The following is a 16679-nucleotide window of genomic DNA, read 5'->3' on the forward strand; positions in this document are numbered from 1 at the left end:
CACCATGCGTGGTGCCGGGCCCGGCGGGTGCCGGCACTGCCGTCACTCGGCCGACGCGAAGATCTCGTTGAACGCCGCGACGGCGGCCTTCGGTCCGCCGGCATGGTTCCAGACGCCGCCGGCGACGGCGAGGAAGTCGGCGCCCGCGGCCACCAGCGGACGGCAATTGTCGACGGTGATGCCGCCGATCGCCACGCAGGGCACCTCCATCAGGCCGCTCCACCAGTCGAGGATGTCGAGCTCGGCCGGCGTGGTCCCGGCCTTGGTGCTGGACGGGAAGAAGGCGCCGAAGGCCACGTAGTCGGCGCCGGCCTCGGCGGCCTCCATGGCGAGATGGCGCGAGGCCTTGCAGGTCACGCCGACCTGGCGGTCGGGCCCGACGATGCGCCGGGCCTCGGCATAGGGCGCATCGTCCTGCCCGACATGGACGCCGTCGCAGTCGAGCTTCACGGCGAGATCGGGACGGTCGTTCAGGATGAAGGCGACGTCGCGCTGCTGGCAGAGCGGCCGCAGCGTGTCGGCGGCGCGCGCGATCGCCTCGTCGGAGACGTCCTTCAGGCGCAGCTGGAAGGCCGCCACGTCGCCGCCGTCGAGGGCGGCGCGCAGCTCGTCGGCGAAGATGGCCGGATGGTCGAGGCGCTCGGGGGAGATGAGGTAGAGACGGCAGGTCGCTGGCATGGGGCAGCCTGTGTGGGGGCGGGTCCGGCGGCCGTCAAGATGGGGCAGCACCGGTCGCCACGGCCGGCTGGCGCCGCGAAGTCAGGGCGACGCGATCGATCCCGCCTGGGCTAAACTATGGGCGCGGTAGACGAGTGCGCGGCGATGGGACGACGCTGCGAGCATCATGCTGAGACGTGTCGGTTTACGGTCGATGCGGCGTTGTGGAGAAAAGCCGCTGCTCTGTGGCGGCACCTCGCCACATGTCCGCTGCTGGTCCCCGTCCACCGGCGGGCGCATCTCGGTCCATGGTAGTTGCAATCGTTATCCGGCTGAGTGCTCAAGGTCGTCTGTCTGTCTGACCGGCCGAATGCCGCAACTACCGCAGATCGAAAGCTCGTGAGGCAACACATTCTCAAAGAGTTTCCAAAGATCTGCGTCCGATACGCCACCCACATTGTGGTGGCAGTCTCCTTCTTTTGCTTCGTCTTTGGTTACCGTGTGCCCAGACGGAAGCACCGTTGTGTCAAAGCGCCAGAAAATGGGAGGGTCGCCTACGATACCCGGATAGGTGTAGTAGCGTTTGATATGGTCGCAAACGTCCGCGCCTGATTCTTCGACGCACTGTGCGCCGACCACGGATAGACATTGGTCCGACTTTGAGTTGCGGAATGCAGCGCGACTCCAGCGCTTGCGCCTTGAATCAAATTTTGCGGGATGTAAGAGCCTGAGAACTTCCATCGTGTAGCCAATGCTATCTTGGTCACAATTTCTGATTGCGACAAGCCGTCAAAGTGGCTTACCTGTCGGCCCTTGTGATCGTGCGCGAGAACACAGGCAAGATCATCTTCTACAATAATCTCGAAATGGTCAGCGGCGAAGTCTCCGGAGACAACGATCTCTCCGTCTGTCCCAGGAAAAGCGTTTGTCTCTTCAGCTCCCAACCGCTTCAGAATTACATTCCATTGTAGCGCGGCCTCAATGACCTCGCTTCTTATCGGCCCGCCACGCCCGTAGTCCCATCCCGCTGAAAGATGAGCAAACTGACTGATTTTGCGAGCCGTCGAATCACTCAGCAACGCGAGGACTGCCCCAGTCCTCGCTGGTGCAGTCGTCGACCAGAAAAGATGTATTTGGGAGGAAGTTCCGGTCATTTCTTCGACATACTGCTCTCGACTTGGGTTGCGGTAACAAACTGCGTGCCAAGACCAGTCTCCAAGCTCTGGATCAAGCCATTCAGCTCTTGGCTTAAGGTCTTCAACGACTCAAATGAAAGATTGAGGACCGATTGAGGGGCGCCGTTAGTCATGAAGACCACGAAAGCATCGGTGTTGGTGTGGCCGACGCCGAATCCATTTGCATAGACCTTCGGAGTTGTGCCCCGAAGCGCTGCCACCATCGCAGCTTGTTCGGCGCCGCGTTCTACGTCGGCTGTATCAGTCATCATTTTCCCTCTTTTCAAGTCAATATAGTATCGAGAGGGCGCCGATTCTACCGTAGTAATCTTCCCTCTTTGCAGCACGCTATGGGATTTAATCGGGTGAGTACGCTAGTGTGATGAAGGTATTATAATACCCCATCTTGGATTGCCCAAGCCGGAAGGACACTTGGCCCTCTTTGACAACCTGAACCGGCCTTCGATGATTAGCGACTATCAGATGCAGGCCGGTGTGGGGGCGGCCGGAATGCTGGGCAATTCAGCCCCGCGGCCGGGATGAGGAAGCCGAGCCGGCTCCCAGGAACTCAGGAATCCGACCGCCCTTTGGATGAGCGGGCAACATCCTTAGCGTAGCGCGTGGACGGCGAGAGAGTGTATCCAGATCACTGGACGGTCGAGGCTTCACGGCGACCGTTTCCTCTTGCGACGCGGGCGCTCCTCGGGCGCGAGTAAGCTGTCGAGCCAACGCTGCGCCGCGCGGCGTCGGGTGAATATGCGAAGGGGCCGCTTGCCCGTCGCGACGAGACCCAGCATGCGCGCAAGGGCGCTCGTCTTCTCTTTCTGCAGCACGATGGCGAGGTGCCCCAGCACGTTTCCCTGGTAGGACTGCAACCGGACACCGATCTGCAGGGTCTCGAACGCGTCGACCGGCGCGGTTCCCTCGAGCCCGTCGAAGAGCTTGCGGTAGCTCATCGCATCGCCGTTGACGATGACGTCGAGAGCCTTTTCGACGTTCTGCGCGGCACGTCGCCCACCGCGGTGATGGTCATGATCCGCAGGCGAGGGTCGAGGGTCCAGTGAAGAGGCATCGGGCTACCGGCTCCCTCCGTGGCGCGGTGCGCCCGGAGGGGAGCCCTTGCGGCCTCGGAAGCCGGCGTCGCGGCTACATCTTGCCCTGGTAGATGCCGATGATCTTGTCGAGCATGTCGAGCGCTTCCTGGCGCGGGCGCTGGAAGGTGTTGCGGCCGATGATCGAGCCGTTTGCGCCGCCGTCGCGCAGGCCGCGGATCTCGGTGAACAGGCCTTCCAGGTCCTTCGCCTCGCCGCCCGAGAAGACGACGATGCGGCGGCCGGCGAAGGTCGCCTGCATGACGTGCTTGATGCGGGCCTGTAGCGTCGAGATGTCGATGTTGGCCTTCTCGAAGGCGGCCTTGGCCTCGGGCTGCCACAGGACGTTGGTCGGCGGCTTCACCTTGATGATGTGGGCGCCCAGCAGCGCCGCCATGTGGGCGGCGTAGGCGCAGACGTCCATCGCCGTCTCGCCGGCCTTGTCGAGCTTGCCGCCGCGCGGGTAGGACCACATGACGACGGCGAGGCCGACCGCCTTGGCCTCCTCGGCGAGCGCGCGGATCTCCTCCATCATCTCGTACTGGTCTTCCGAGCCCGGGTAGATCGTGAAGCCGATCGCCGCACAGCCGAGCCGCAGCGCGTCGCTCACCGAGCCAGTCACGGCCTGGTCCTTGTTGGTCGACAGCGAGTTGGCCGAGTTGAGCTTGAGGATGGTCGGGATGGCGCCGGCGAAGGTGTCGGCGCCGGCCTCGAGCGGGCCGAGCGGCGCGGCATAGGCGTTCAGCCCGGCGTCGATGGCGAGCTGGTAGTGGTAGTGCGGATCGTAGGCCGCCGGGTTCGGCGCGAACGACCGGTCGGGGCCGTGCTCGAAGCCCTGGTCGACCGGCAGGATCACCATCTTGCCCGAGCCGCCGAGACGGCCGTGCATCAGGATGCGCGCGAGGTTCGCCTTGGTGCCGGGGCAATCGCTCTCGTAGTTGTCGAGGATCTTCTTGACCGTCCGCGTGATCTTCATCGCCAGCTCCCAAGGGGTTCATTGCGACCCGAAACGGGGCTGGTGATAGCGGGCAGGCCCTATTCGTTCAAGCCCTTGCCCGGATAGGGGTGGGTGGATTTCCAGTGGTTGGCGATGTCCAGCCGGCGGGTCACCCAGGCACCCTTCTGCTTCTGGATATGGTCGAGCAGGCGCCACAATCCCGCTATGCGGCCCGGATGGCCGATGAGACGCATGTGCAGGCCGATCGACATCATCTTGGGGGCCGTGGCGCCCTCGGCATACAGCACGTCGAAGGCGTCGCGGCACAGGGTGTACCACTGCTCGGAATTGGTCATGCCGGCGGCGTACTTGCCGTCGTTGTTGGTCAGCGAGTAGGGCACGATCAGGTGCGGCTTGCCCTCGACGGTCTGCCAGAACGGCAGCTCCTCGCCGTAATAGTCGCTGTCGTAGGTGAAGCCGCCATGCTCCAGCAGCAGGCGGCGCGTGTTCACGCTCGGTCCGTAGCGGCAGTACCAGCCGGCCGGCGCCTCGCCGACCGTCTGCTTCAGCGAGGTCACCGCCTTCGCGATGTGCTCCCGCTCCTCGGCCTCGGTGAGCTTGAAATGGCGGACCCAGCGCCAGCCGTGGCAGCAGACGTCGAAGCCCGAATCCCGGATCGCCTCGGCGGCTTGCTTGTTGCGTTCCAGCGCCAGCGCGCAGCCGAACACGGTGAGCGGCAGGCCGCGCTCCTGGAAGGCGCGCATGATGCGCCAGAAGCCGACGCGGCTGCCGAACTCGAACATGCCCTCGGCGGCGAGGTCGCGTCCCTCGAGGCCCTGGGACGAGCTGCTCGTCTCGGTGAGGCCGCTCTCGGTGTAGCCTTCGCCGTCCTGGACCGAGGGCTCGGAGCCTTCCTCGTAGTTCATGACGAAGTTCACGGCGACGCGGGCGCCGTTCGGCCATCTCGGGTCGGGCGGATGCGCGCCGTAGCCCACCAGGTCGCGTTTCGGCTGCCAGCTCATGTCGGTCTCCTCACCAGTTCGGCGCCCATCTGTCGGGCGATGTCGGCGATCTTGGCATTGGGCTCGCGCATCGAGATCCGTCGCACGCCGGCGCGCAGGCAGGCCAGCGCGTGGCCCGGCGCGTCGCCGCAGTCGACGATCAGCTCGAAGGCGACGTCGGGGAATTCCGCCTCGGCGCGCTCCTGCAGGGCACCGAGATAGCCGCCGCCCCAGAACGAGGCCGCGCCCTCCGGCGTGACCAGGACCGGCGAGGTGCCGTCGGCGCGCGCGGCCGCGAGCGCGGCCTCCGTCGAGCGCCAGTCGCGCACGAGGATCACGGGGCGGGGCATGACGAGCAGGCTTAGCGCAACGCTCCTCTCCCCCGCTAGGGGGAGAGGGCGGGTGAGGGGGGTGCACCCGTCGGCTCCCCCTCTCCTAGCCTCTCCCCCTAGCGGGGGAGAGGAGCATGACAGGGCGGGGGGTGCGAGCCTCGTGTCGTCCTGAGCGCAGCGAAGGACCTCATCGCCGTCGGCAAGCGGCATGAGATCCTCCCCTTCGGCTACGCTCAGGGCAGGCGCTCCGCTCAGGATGACAGAGGGAACGGGGGCGAGGTTGGTGCTACCGCTCATCCAGTCCCTTGCCCGGATAGGGATGGGTCTTGATCCAGTGCTTCGCGATCTCGACCCGCTTGGTGATCCACACGCCCTTGTGCTTCTGCATGTAGTCGAGCAGGCGCTCCAGCCCGACGGCGCGGCCGGGATGGCCGATCAGGCGGGCGTGCATGCCGACCGACATCATGCGCGGCTGGGTGGCCCCCTCGCGGTACAGCATGTCGAAGGAATCCTTCAGGAGGGCGAACCACTGGTCGGCATTGCCGATGCCGACCATGTACTTGCCGTCGTTGGTCGTGAGCGAGTAGGGCACGACCAGCTGGCCCTTGCCATCGACATTGACCCAGAAGGGCAGCTCGTCGCCGTAGTAGTCGCTGTCGTAGGTGAAGCCGCCTTCCTCGACGATCAGCCGGCGGGTGTTCTCGCCGGGCCCGTAGCGGCAGTACCAGCCCTCGGGGCGGCGGCCGATCATCTTCTGGGTGGAGGCGACGGCCCTGGCGATGTGCAGGCGCTCCTCGGCCTCGTCGAGCTCGTAGTGCTTGATCCAGCGCCAGCCGTGCGAGCAGATGTCGTGCCCGGCCTCGGCGATCGCCGCCGAGGCCTCGGGATTGCGCTCGAAGGCCAGCGCGCAGCCGTAGATCGTCATCGGCAGGTCGCGCTCGCGGAACAGGCGCATGATGCGCCAGAAGCCGACCCGGCTGCCGTACTCGAACAGGCTCTCGGCCGCGAGATCGCGGCCCGAGATCGTCTGGCCCATGCCGTGGGCGTCGCTGAGGCCCGTGTCGCTGTGGCCCTCGCCGTCCTGGACCGACGGCTCCGAGCCTTCCTCGTAGTTCAGGACGAAGTTGACGGCCAGACGCGCGCCGTCGGGCCACTTCGGGTCGGGCATGTTGGCGCCATAGCCCACGAAATCGCGGCGCGGCTTGTACGGCATCGCGGGGCTCTCCGCAGTCGGGTCAGGGGATGAGGACGGTGAAGGGGGTGACCGGGACGAACTCCTCGTCGCCCGTGCCGCCGTCGCGCCACATGAAGACGGCGAAGCTGCCGGGCCGGTCGAGGGTGGTGAGGCCGTGATGCCAGGTGTTGGGCCGGTAGGTGACGCCCTGCCGGCCGGTGGCGATGAAGGCCCGGATGCCGGCGAGGTCGGGGCCGCCCGCCGCGGCGTGCGGCGCCACGACGATCAGCCAGCGCGCCGCCTCGACCGGAACGAAGGTTTGCGACGAGAATTCGTGGCGCTCGAGCATGTCGGTGCGCAGCGGCCGGTCGGGCGTCTCGGCCCGGAAGGCGAGCGACAGGCTGGGACGGGCGTCCGGCCGCAGGTTGCCCAGCGCCTCCTCGTAGTAGATCCGGCCCGGCGAATCGGGGACGTCGATCACCTCGCCGAACGGGGCGAAGGCCTCGCGGGTGAGCGGCTGCGTCTGGATTTCCACCGGCATCTCTCCTAGTCGCGCATGCGGCGGGTCAGTCCCACCGTCCATTCCATGATCAGCATCAGCACGAAGGCGCAGGCGATCAAGACGCCGGAGACGGCGGCGACGCGGACGTCGAGGGTCGATTCCATCATGCCCCACATGCGGATCGGCAGCGTGTCCGTGCGCGCGTTCGACAAGAAGAGCGAGACCGGCACGTTGTCGATCGACGCCATGAAGGCGAGGAAGGCGCCGGCGGCGATGCCCGGATAGATCAGGGGCAGGGTCACGCGGCGCAGCGTGTAGAACCACGAGGCGCCCAGGCTGCGCGAGGAATCGTGCAGCGCCGGGTCGAGCTGGGAGAGACTGGCCGTCGTGGTGCGCAGGATGAACGGCATGGTCACCATGAGATGGCCGGCGATCATGAGGTTGAGCGAGGGCCGGAAGCCCAGCGTCGAGAAATAGACCAGGGCGGCCAGGCCGAAGGCGATGCCCGGCAGCACCAGCGGCGACATGAAGAGATTGTCGGCGACCCGCGCCGAGCGGGCGCGGTTGCGGGCGAGCGCGAGCGCCGCCATCGTCGCCAGGACGACGCCGATCAGCGTCGAGAGGGCGGCGACCTCGAGCGAGTTGCCGGCGGCGCGGTGGATCGGCCGCGACTTCGAGGGATCGAACAGCAGCTCGTACCACTGGAACGAAAAGCCCTGCGGCGGGAACTTCAGCGACCGGCCCTCGGTGAACGAGGTCATGAGGGCGATGACGACCGGCGAGACGATCACCAGGAGGGCCACGATGGCGATGCCGCCGATCACCAGGCTGTAGGAGACGTCGAGGAGGCTGTGCCGCCGGCCGGTCATGGATCACCTCGTCGCGTTCAGGCCTGGAGATGCCGGCTCGAGCGCCGGCCCATCCAGGAGAGGGCGGCGATCACCGAGAGGACCGAGACGACGAGCGAGAGCGACGCCACGGCGGCGAGCGGCCAGTTGTAGACGACCAGCGACTGCTGCCAGATCACCAGCGGCAGGTAGATCAGCCGGACGCCGCCGATCACCGTCTGCGAGATGAAGGCGGTGGTCGAGCTGGCGAAGACCAGCAGGCAGCCGGCCACCAGGCCGGGCATCGACAGCGGCAGGATGACGGTGAACAGGGTGCGCCAGCGCGAGGCGCCGAGTGCCGCGGAAGCGTCACGCAGGTTGGGGTCGAGCCGCGACATCACGCTGATCAGGGGCAGCAGCATCAGCGGCATCTCGATCTGGGTCAGCGAGATCACCAGCCCGAGCTCGGTCTGCAGCAGCTTCAGCGGCTCGGAGATCACGCCCAGCCAGATCAGGGTCTGGTTGACGACGCCCTCGTGGCCCAGCACCACGATCCAGGCGAAGGTGCGCACCACGACCGACAGCAGCAGGGGCAGCACCACGATGAAGATCAGGATCCGCTGCAGGCGCACCGGCAGGTCGATGTAGACCAGCGCCAGCGGATAGCCGACGACGACCGTCGCGCAGACGGTCTTCAGCCCGAGCAGCAGCGTGTCGAAGATGACCTTGTAGTTGAACGGGTCGCCGAAGAATTTCGTCCAGCTGGCGAAGCCCGGCTGGGTGATCTTGTCGTCGTTGAAGAAGCTGGTTCCGACCAGCAGCAGCAGCGGCGCCAGGAACAGCGCGGCGAAGGCGAGCGCCAGCGGCAGCGCGAGCTGCCATTCGGCGAGGCGGAATCGACGTTCCTCCCCAGCGAAGCTGGGGAGGTGGCCCGAAGGGCCGGAGGGGTCATGGACAACGGTACTGATGCTCATGACCCCTCCGCCCCCGAAGACGGGGGCACCTCCCCATCGCGGATTCCGCGATGGGGAGGAGGTTGAGGTGGGCGAAGCGCAGGCTCACTTCGCCATTTCCTTGTTGAACTTCTCGATCCAGGCGGCGCGCAGCGGGTTGATCTTGGCCCAGTCGTGGACGACGTACTTGGTCATGTCGTCCAGGCTCTTCATCGGCAGCTCGGCCGGGATCGGCACGTCCTTGTTCACCGGCACGAAGTTGTAGGGCGGCTTGGTGAGGGCTTCCTGCGCGTCCTTGCTGACGACCAGGTCGAGGTACCTGTAGGCGTTGGCCGTCTGGTCGGTGCCCTTGGCGATGTGCATCGTGGTGTAGAAGGCCACGGCGCCGCTCTCCGGCTTCACGAACTCGACGTCGACACCCTTGCCCTTCAGCGTCGCGACGGTCTGGGTGTTGGTGTACATGACGTCGCACTGGCCCTGCTGGAAGAGGCCCGGCATGGCCGCCGGCAGGCCGACCGCGGCGATCTTGGGCAGCACCTTCTTCAGCTCGGCGAGCGCCGGATCGACGTTGGTCAGCGAGCCGCCGAACAGCTTGGAGATCTCGATCAGGGACGAGGTGCCGAACGTCGTCTGGAAGCCGGTGATGCCGAGCCGCGACACCCAGGGATCCTTGAGCAGGTCGCCCCAGCCCTTGGGCGGCGGCACCTTCTTCGGGTTGTAGGCGATGCCCACGACCTGGGCGCTGACGCAGACGCCGGCGTCGTCGGTGAAGCCGTCCGGCAACTTGGCGTAGTTGGCGAGCTTCTTGCCGTCGAACTTGTCGAACAGGCCGGCCTCGATGCCGACGATGCGCGGGCCGGGATCGAGCACGAAGACGTCGAACGGCGGGGCGCCGCGCGCCGCCTTGGCCTTGCCGATCTGGTCCATCGCGAACAGCGGCGCCAGCTCGAGGTCGATGTCGTCCTTCTTCTTCAGCATCGGCGCGATGACCGAGCGGTAGGCCTCTTCCCAGGTGCCGGGATAGGTCGTGGCGATCACCTGGCCCTTGGCGTGGGCAAGGCCGGGAAGCAAGGATGTGCCGCCGAGCGCGGCGGCGCCGGCCAGGAGGGTTCTGCGATTGACGGTCATGGGACGACTCCGTTCGGCTTAGGGCGATGAGCGCGGGAAAAGGGACGGGTGGGCATCGGCGGCCAGGGTGCAGAAGCGGCGCTGCCCTTCGGCGGGCGTGCGCCGGCGCGGCTCGACGATCTTCAGGGCGGCACCGTCGGCGGTGCGCGCCTCGTGGACGAGCTGGGAGCCGAGCGGCAGGCTGAGGCCCGGCTCGATCGGCCAGCTCCCGGCCGTGGCGACCGACGACAGGACGAGCTGCTCGGGACGGACCGACAGGACGACGAGACCGTCGGCGCCGATCCCGGCCGGCGCCGGCAGGCGCAGCGTCGCGCCGGCGTCGAGGACGACCGTGGCCATGTCGCCGACGAGGCCGGTCACGCGGCCGGCCAGCAGGTTGGTGGTGCCGATGAAGCCGTTGACGAACAGCGTCCGCGGCCGGTCGTAGACCGCGACCGGCGTATCGAACTGCTCGACCCTGCCGCTGTTCATCACGGCGATGCGGTCGGCCACGCTCATCGCCTCGTCCTGGTCGTGCGTGACCAGGATGGTGGTGAGTCCGAGCTGGCGCTGCAGGCGCTTGACCTCGATCTGCATGTCGAGCCGCAGGTTGCGGTCGAGGGCGGCGAAGGGCTCGTCGAGCAGCAGGATGGAAGGCTCGACGGCGAGCGCCCGGGCCAGCGCCACGCGCTGCTGCTGGCCGCCGGAGAGCTGTCGCGGCAGGCGGGCGCCGAAGGCCTCGAGCTGGACCATCTCCAGCATGCGGGCCACCCGCCCGTCGACGGCCGGGCCGCGCTGTCCGCGTGCCCTCAGCCCGTAGGCCACGTTCTCGGCCACCGTCATGTGTGGGAACAGCGCGTAGTTCTGGAAGACGATGCCGACGTTGCGCTGGTTGGCGGGAAGGTGGTCGATACCGGCGCCGTCGACCAGCACCCGGCCGCCGGCCTGGCGGACGAAGCCCGCGATGACGCGCAGCAGGGTGGTCTTGCCGCAGCCCGAGGGGCCGAGCAGGGCGACGACCTCGCCAGGCTCGATGGCCAGCGACACGCCGTCGACGGCGACGGCCGCGCCGTAACGCACGGTCAAGTTGTCGACGTCGAGGGTTCGCCCGGCGGGCGACGATTGCTGTGGAGTGGGTGCTAGCGCTGGCACATCTGCTTCCTTCCCCCGCGACAAGGACGCAAGGCGCGTGCCAAGGACGGCTGGCACGAAAGGCGCTACAAGGGGCTGCATGATGGCCGGATGTGCACATCCGGGCAGGAAATGTGCACATTTTCGTGCCAACGATTCCGTGAGGAGGCAGATGGCGGGGCGGCGGGCGAGGCAGGGAGCGGTACGGCGGCGCAAGGGCGACGTCGCGACCGACAGCGCCGTCTACGACGCGATCCGTCAGGCGATGCTGAGCGGCCGCCTGCGGCCCGGCACCAAGCTCCAGGAGCCGGTGCTGGCGCGCCTGCTCAAGGTCAGCCGCGAGCGCGTGCGCAAGGCGCTCCACCGGCTGGTCCACGAGCGCTGGCTCGAGACGGTGCCCAACCGCGGCACCTTCGTCCCGGCGCCGTCGGTCGTGGAGCTGCGCGGCCTCTACGAGGTCCGCGCCCTGCTCGAGGACGCCGTGGTTTCGCGGCTGGCGGCCAAGGCGGGGAACGGCGCGGCGTCCCGGCTGCGCGCGCACATCGCGCGGGAGCGCGCGGCGGTGAAGGCCGGCGACCGCAGCCGGCTGTTCGGCCTGTCCACCGAGTTCCACGCCCTGCTGGCGGATCTCTGCGGCAACGAACCCCTGGCGCAGACGCTGCGCGCGCTGCTGCCGCGCTCGTCGCTGCACTTCTCGCTGTTCGCGCCGCCGGCCTTCGACAACTGCGCCGGCCCGCACGACCACGGCGACATCGTGAAGGCGGTGCTGGCGGGCGATGGCGGGCGGGCGCGCACGCTGATGCGCGAGCATCTCGGCGGGCTCGTCGACCTCCTGGCGGTGCAGGAGGCGCCGCACGACGACGCGCCGCTCGAGGAGATCTTCCGCGACGGGCTGGGCGAGCGGCCCCGCGCCGGCAGGACATGAAAAAGGCGCGCCGGGCGGGCGCGCCTTTCGCTAGAGCGGGATGACCTCCGGTCTACCGCTTGCCGGGAGCGTCATGGGAGCGCGGACCTCCAGGTCCGCATCATGATCGTGAGCGGACCTGGAGGTCCGCGCTCCGTGAGCTTGACGCGCGACCCCAGCAATGAGTCGTCGCGTGACCGGTCAGAGCTTGCCCATGGCCACGGCCGTGTCGGCCATGCGGTTGGAGAAGCCCCATTCGTTGTCGTACCAGCTCATGACGCGCACCAGCGTGCCGTCCATGACCTTGGTCTGGTCCATGTGGAAGGTCGACGAGTGGCTGTCGTGGTTGAAGTCGATCGAGACGTTGGGCTGGTCGGTCCAGCCCAGGATGCCCTTGAGCTGGTTGGCGGCCGCGAGCTTCACGGCCTTGTTGATCTCGTCCTTGTCGGTCTTGCGCTTGGCGACGAACTTGAAGTCGATCATCGAGACGTTGGGGGTCGGCACGCGGATGGCGACGCCGTCGAGCTTGCCGTTGAGCTCCGGCAGCACCAGGCCGACGGCCTTGGCGGCGCCGGTCGAGGTCGGGATCATCGACAGGCCGGCGGCGCGGGCGCGGTACATGTCCTTGTGCATCGTGTCGAGCGTCGGCTGGTCGCCGGTATAGGCATGGATGGTCGTCATGAAGCCATGCTCGATGCCGACCGCATCGTTCAGCACCTTGGCGACCGGGGCCAGGCAGTTGGTGGTGCACGAGGCGTTGGAGACGACGACATGCTCCTTGGTGAGCTTGTCGTGGTTGACGCCGTAGACGACCGTCAGGTCGGCATTGTCGGCCGGGGCGGAGACCAGCACGCGCTTGGCGCCGGCGGCGAGATGGGCCGAGGCCTTGTCCTTCGAGGTGAAGATGCCGGTGCACTCGAGCGCGATGTCGACGCCCAGCGCCTTGTGCGGCAGCTTGGACGGATCGCGCTCGGCGGTGACCTTCACCTTGCCGCGGCCGACGTCGATCGTGTCGCCGTCGACCTTGACCTCGCCGTTGAAGCGGCCGTGCACGCTGTCGAAGCGGAACAGATGGGCGTTGGTCTCGACCGGGCCGAGATCGTTGATCGCCACGACCTCGATGTCCTTGCGGCCCGATTCGATGATCGCCCGCATGATGTTGCGGCCGATGCGACCGAAGCCGTTGATTGCAACCCGAACAGCCATGTTCTTCCCCTCCGTTACTGCTTCAGCCGGCGCGCCGCGTCGGCGATCGCCTCGGCCGTGATCCCGAAATGCTTGTACAGGTCCGAAGCCTTGCCGGACGCGCCGAAGCCGGTCATGCCGACGAAGGCGCCGTTGCGCCCCAGCCAGCGATCCCAGCCGAAGCCCGATGCCGCCTCGCAGGCTACCCGGACCGTCCCCTCCGGCCCAAGGACCTCGTCGCGGTAGGTTTCGTCTTGCGCGGCGAAGAGCTCCCACGACGGCATCGACACGACCGCCGCCTCGATGCCCTCGCGCGACAGCAGCTCGCGCGCGGCCAGGGCGAGCTGCACCTCGGAACCCGAGGCGATCAGGCGGACCGCGGCCGAGGGCTCGCCGGCCAGGATGTAGGCGCCGCGGGCCGAACGGTTGCTGTCGCCGGCGTCGCGGATCGTCGGCAGGTTCTGGCGGGTGAGCGCGATGACGCTCGGCGTCTTCTTGGACTCGAGCGCGATCTGCCAGCACTCCGCCGTCTCGATCGTGTCGGCGGGCCGCATGACCTGCAGCCCCGGGATCGCGCGCAGGGCCGCGAGGTGCTCGACCGGCTGGTGGGTCGGCCCGTCCTCGCCGAGGCCGATCGAATCGTGGGTCATGACGTAGATCACGCGCAGCCCCATCAGGCTCGCGAGTCGAATCGAGGGACGGCAGTAGTCGGTGAACACCAGGAAGGTGCCGCCGTAGGGGATGACGCCGCCGTGCAGCGCCATGCCGTTCATCGCCGCGGCCATCGCGTGCTCGCGGATGCCGTAGTGGATATAGCGGCCGCCGGGATTCTCGACCGTCGCCGGCTTGATCGTCGCGGTCTTGGTGTTGTTCGAGCCGGTGAGATCGGCCGAGCCGCCGATCGTGTCGGGCAGCACCGGGTTGATCACCTCGAGCGCTTCCTGGCTCGACTTGCGGGTCGCCCAGGACGGCTTCTCGGCGGCGACCTTGGCCTTGAAGGCATCGATCGCCTCGCCGACGGCCGGCGGCAGGTCGCCCTTCATGCGGCGGTCGAACTCGGCGCGGTCAGCCTCGGCCATCGTGGCGTGCCGCTTCAGCCACTTGCGCCGCACCGACTTGCCGCGGGTGCCGACCTTACGCCAGGCGCTGAACACCGGCTCGGGGATCTCGAAAGGCGGGTAGGGCCAGCCGAGCTTCTCGCGCGCGCCGGCGATCTCGTCCTTGCCGAGCGGCGAGCCGTGGGTCGCCGCAGTGCCGGCCTTGGTCGGCGCGCCGTAGCCGATCACCGTCTTGCAGGCGATCAGCGACGGCTTGTCGGTCGTGTTGCGCGCCTTGCGGATGGCGCGCGTCACGGCATCGGGATCGAGCCCGTCGACCGCGATTACCTGCCAGCCGGCGGCCGCGAAGCGCTTCTTGTGGTCCTCCGACGTGGACAGCGAGGTCGGACCGTCGATCGAGATGCTGTTGTCGTCGAACAGCACGATCAGCCGGCCGAGCCCCATATGGCCGGCCAGGGTGATGGCTTCCTGGCCGACGCCCTCCATGAGGCAGCCGTCGCCGGCGATCACATAGGTGTAGTGGTCGACGACGTCGCGGCCGAAGCGCTCGGCCAGCGCCCGCTCGGCGAGCGCGAAGCCCACGGAATTGCCGAGACCCTGGCCGAGCGGCCCGGTGGTCGTCTCGATGCCGCTGGCATGGCCGTATTCGGGATGGCCGGCGGTGCGGGAGCCGAGCTGGCGGAAGTGCTTCAGCTCGTCCAGCGTCATGTCGGGATAGCCGGTGAGGTAGAGCAGCGAATAGAGCAGCATCGAGCCGTGGCCGGCCGACAGGATGAAGCGGTCGCGGTCGGGCCAGTGCGGGTCGGTCGGATCGAACTTCAGGAACTTGGTGAACAGGACCGTGGCGACATCGGCCATGCCCATCGGCATGCCGGGATGGCCGGAATCGGCCTGCTGGACGGCGTCCATGGCGAGGGCCCTGATGGCGTTCGCCATGTCGCGGCGGGCGGCGTTCTGATCGGTCATGAAGGGCGCCCTACGGTGTTTTTCGGCGGCGCGCAACATGCCGACGGCCCATCGGCGCGTCAATCCGCAATGCCCCTCTACAGACCCACATGTAGCGTTGCAGGACGCTCCACAGCGCCAAAATGTTGACCGCTCACCGACGCTCAACCTATCCTTGACCGATGGAGCAGGTGCAGCCGGCAGAACAGACACCACCCTCCGGCGGGAGAGCCATGTCCAAGGACACCAGTGCGGCGGATCGCGTGGGAAGCGCGCTCGACCGGCTGGAATCCATGGTCGAGGACCGGCTGCGCGCCGAATCGGCCAGATCGGACGACCTCGCACGGCGGCTGGAACGGCTGGAGCGGCAGCACGACGATCTGAGGAAGGTAGCGTTGGAGGTCGAAGGCCGGCTCGAGCGGGCGATGGAATACATCCGCTCGCTCCTCGCGGCCGATCAGAAGTAGACTGAGCATCCCCTCGACGCCCGACAGGGCGCAATAAAAGGAGTAGCGGACAATGCCGCAAGTCTCGATCCAGATCGCCAATCGGACCTACGAGCTCGCCTGTGGCGAAGGCGAGGAGCAGCGCGTCCACGAACTCGCCTCCTATGTCGACGAGAAGGTCGCCGACCTGCGTCGCCAGATGCCGGGAGCGCCCGAAGTCAAGCTGGTGGTTTTCGCCGCCCTCATCCTGGCGGACGAAAGCCGCGAGGCCCGCGGCATCGCCAAGGCGGCGGAAAGCGCCCGCGCCACGGCCACCGACAGCGCGGAGACGCTGGCCACCGCGCTCGAGGACCTGATCACCTCGCGCGTCGACAAGATGTCGAAGAAGGTGAGCGGCGCGGCCTGACGGCATCAGGGCGGCTCTTCGGGGTCGGGCGAATCGTCGCCCGGCCCGATTGCAGCCCGCGCTTCCAGTGCCTAGATTAGAGGTGGGGCGGATTTCTGCGCGGTGCGCGGTTCGCTCAAAAACCCCGGGGCCAATAAAGATCTCCTGGGAGCTGTCCCTGGCCTCGACCGTGGTCCTGGCTACACGGTGCCCACCTGCTTTTGCAGGCCTTGGAGGTTTTTACGACCACGGCCCATCGTGGAGCCGCCCCACCTTGCTCCTTCCTTCGCCATGCCCCTGACCGACGACAAGCGCGCGCTGCGCGCCACCATGCTGGCCTGGCGCAAGGCCCAGCCCGAGGAGGACCGGCGCGCGGCGTCAGCTGACCTGGTCGCCACCTTCCGGCGCGAACGGCCGTTCGAGACGCCGGCGATCGTCTCGGGTTTCTGGCCGATGGGGGAGGAGATCGACATTCGTCCCCTGCTGGGCGCGCTGGCCGAGGCCGGCTGCCGGCTGGCGCTGCCGGTCGTGCGGGGCCGGGGCCGGCCGCTCGAGTTCCGCGCCTGGCAGCCGGGCGATCCGCTGGAAGCGGGCGTCTTCGGCACGCAGCACCCGCCGGCCGACCGCGAGGTGCTCGAGCCCGACGCGCTGATCGTTCCGCTGCTCGCCTGCGACCGCGACGGCTGGCGGCTCGGCTACGGCGGTGGCTTCTACGACCGGACGCTCGCCGGCCTGCGTGCCCGCCGCGCCGTCAAGGCGGTCGGCGTGGGGTTCGACGGCCAGCTCGTGGCCGAGGTGCCGCGCGGCCCGCACGACGAGCGTCTGGATTGGCTGTTGACCGGCAAGCGGGCTTACGCCTTTGTCTAGGG

19 protein-coding genes and 1 other RNA gene are annotated in these 16679 nt (G+C 67.7%); 5 read left to right on the forward strand and 15 right to left on the reverse strand.

Going from position 1 to position 16679, the window contains the following annotated elements:
* Positions 1–42 precede the first annotated feature (42 nt).
* From thiE to ACO073_RS12815, 13 genes are all read right to left on the reverse strand, one after another.
* Positions 43–678, reverse strand: coding sequence for a thiamine phosphate synthase (gene thiE / locus ACO073_RS12755; protein WP_421997807.1), 636 nt, complete (start codon positions 676–678; stop codon positions 43–45).
* 533 nt (positions 679–1211) lie between these two features.
* Complete coding sequence (locus tag ACO073_RS12760; RefSeq protein ID WP_421997808.1) at positions 1212–1811, reverse strand: hypothetical protein; 600 nt, start codon at positions 1809–1811, stop codon at positions 1212–1214.
* Positions 1808–2101: a hypothetical protein gene (locus ACO073_RS12765; protein WP_421997809.1), complete on the reverse strand. Its 294-nt coding sequence runs from the start codon at positions 2099–2101 to the stop codon at positions 1808–1810. Before ACO073_RS12765 ends, ACO073_RS12760 begins: the two co-directional genes overlap by 4 nt.
* Before the next feature lie 396 nt (positions 2102–2497).
* A complete protein-coding gene (locus ACO073_RS12770) occupies positions 2498–2788 on the reverse strand; it encodes a hypothetical protein (protein ID WP_421997810.1) in 291 nt (96 codons plus the stop codon).
* 190 nt (positions 2789–2978) lie between these two features.
* Positions 2979–3899: a class I fructose-bisphosphate aldolase gene (locus tag ACO073_RS12775; RefSeq protein ID WP_421997811.1), complete on the reverse strand. Its 921-nt coding sequence runs from the start codon at positions 3897–3899 to the stop codon at positions 2979–2981.
* Positions 3900–3958: 59 nt separating this feature from the next.
* Positions 3959–4882 (reverse strand): allantoinase PuuE, encoded by a 924-nt coding sequence (locus ACO073_RS12780; RefSeq protein WP_421997812.1) that lies wholly within the window; start codon positions 4880–4882, stop codon positions 3959–3961.
* On the reverse strand, positions 4879–5211 hold the full coding sequence (locus ACO073_RS12785; protein WP_421997813.1) for a hypothetical protein: 333 nt from the start codon (positions 5209–5211) through the stop codon (positions 4879–4881). Before ACO073_RS12785 ends, ACO073_RS12780 begins: the two co-directional genes overlap by 4 nt.
* Positions 5212–5479: 268 nt before the next feature.
* On the reverse strand, positions 5480–6406 hold the full coding sequence (locus ACO073_RS12790; RefSeq protein WP_421997814.1) for an allantoinase PuuE: 927 nt from the start codon (positions 6404–6406) through the stop codon (positions 5480–5482).
* Between the two features lie 22 nt (positions 6407–6428).
* Entirely contained in the window at positions 6429–6902 is a 474-nt protein-coding gene (locus tag ACO073_RS12795) for an ureidoglycolate lyase (RefSeq protein ID WP_421997815.1), read from the reverse strand.
* Between the two features lie 11 nt (positions 6903–6913).
* On the reverse strand, positions 6914–7738 hold the full coding sequence (locus ACO073_RS12800; RefSeq protein WP_421997816.1) for an ABC transporter permease: 825 nt from the start codon (positions 7736–7738) through the stop codon (positions 6914–6916).
* 17 nt (positions 7739–7755) lie between these two features.
* Complete coding sequence (locus tag ACO073_RS12805; protein ID WP_421997817.1) at positions 7756–8670, reverse strand: ABC transporter permease; 915 nt, start codon at positions 8668–8670, stop codon at positions 7756–7758.
* 84 nt (positions 8671–8754) lie between these two features.
* The gene (locus tag ACO073_RS12810; RefSeq protein ID WP_421997818.1) at positions 8755–9777 is read right to left on the reverse strand and encodes an extracellular solute-binding protein; all 1023 of its coding nucleotides are present in this window, start codon (positions 9775–9777) and stop codon (positions 8755–8757) included.
* A gap of 18 nt (positions 9778–9795) precedes the next feature.
* Positions 9796–10836, reverse strand: coding sequence for an ABC transporter ATP-binding protein (locus ACO073_RS12815; protein WP_422002131.1), 1041 nt, complete (start codon positions 10834–10836; stop codon positions 9796–9798).
* Between the two features lie 223 nt (positions 10837–11059).
* Between ACO073_RS12815 and ACO073_RS12820 the strand changes: the two genes are divergently transcribed.
* A complete protein-coding gene (locus tag ACO073_RS12820; protein WP_421997819.1) occupies positions 11060–11812 on the forward strand; it encodes a GntR family transcriptional regulator in 753 nt (250 codons plus the stop codon).
* Positions 11813–11992: 180 nt separating this feature from the next.
* On the opposite strand, the gene gap is transcribed toward ACO073_RS12820, so the two are convergent.
* Positions 11993–12997, reverse strand: coding sequence for a type I glyceraldehyde-3-phosphate dehydrogenase (gap, locus tag ACO073_RS12825; RefSeq protein ID WP_421997821.1), 1005 nt, complete (start codon positions 12995–12997; stop codon positions 11993–11995).
* Between the two features lie 14 nt (positions 12998–13011).
* Positions 13012–15000 (reverse strand): transketolase, encoded by a 1989-nt coding sequence (tkt, locus tag ACO073_RS12830; RefSeq protein ID WP_421997822.1) that lies wholly within the window; start codon positions 14998–15000, stop codon positions 13012–13014.
* A gap of 212 nt (positions 15001–15212) precedes the next feature.
* On the opposite strand from tkt, the gene ACO073_RS12835 reads away from it, so the two are divergent.
* The 4 genes from ACO073_RS12835 (at position 15213) to ACO073_RS12850 (ending at position 16677) form a co-directional block, all read left to right on the forward strand.
* Entirely contained in the window at positions 15213–15446 is a 234-nt protein-coding gene (locus ACO073_RS12835; RefSeq protein ID WP_421997823.1) for a hypothetical protein, read from the forward strand.
* Positions 15447–15498: 52 nt separating this feature from the next.
* Entirely contained in the window at positions 15499–15831 is a 333-nt protein-coding gene (locus ACO073_RS12840) for a cell division protein ZapA (RefSeq protein ID WP_421997824.1), read from the forward strand.
* A gap of 89 nt (positions 15832–15920) precedes the next feature.
* A non-coding RNA gene (ssrS, locus tag ACO073_RS12845) (6S RNA) lies at positions 15921–16079 on the forward strand.
* Positions 16080–16101: 22 nt separating this feature from the next.
* A complete protein-coding gene (locus ACO073_RS12850) occupies positions 16102–16677 on the forward strand; it encodes a 5-formyltetrahydrofolate cyclo-ligase (protein ID WP_421997826.1) in 576 nt (191 codons plus the stop codon).
* Positions 16678–16679: the final 2 nt, after the last annotated feature.

The sequence above is a fragment of the Reyranella sp. genome (assembly GCF_965229815.1).
In the GTDB taxonomy this organism is placed as follows: domain Bacteria; phylum Pseudomonadota; class Alphaproteobacteria; order Reyranellales; family Reyranellaceae; genus Reyranella.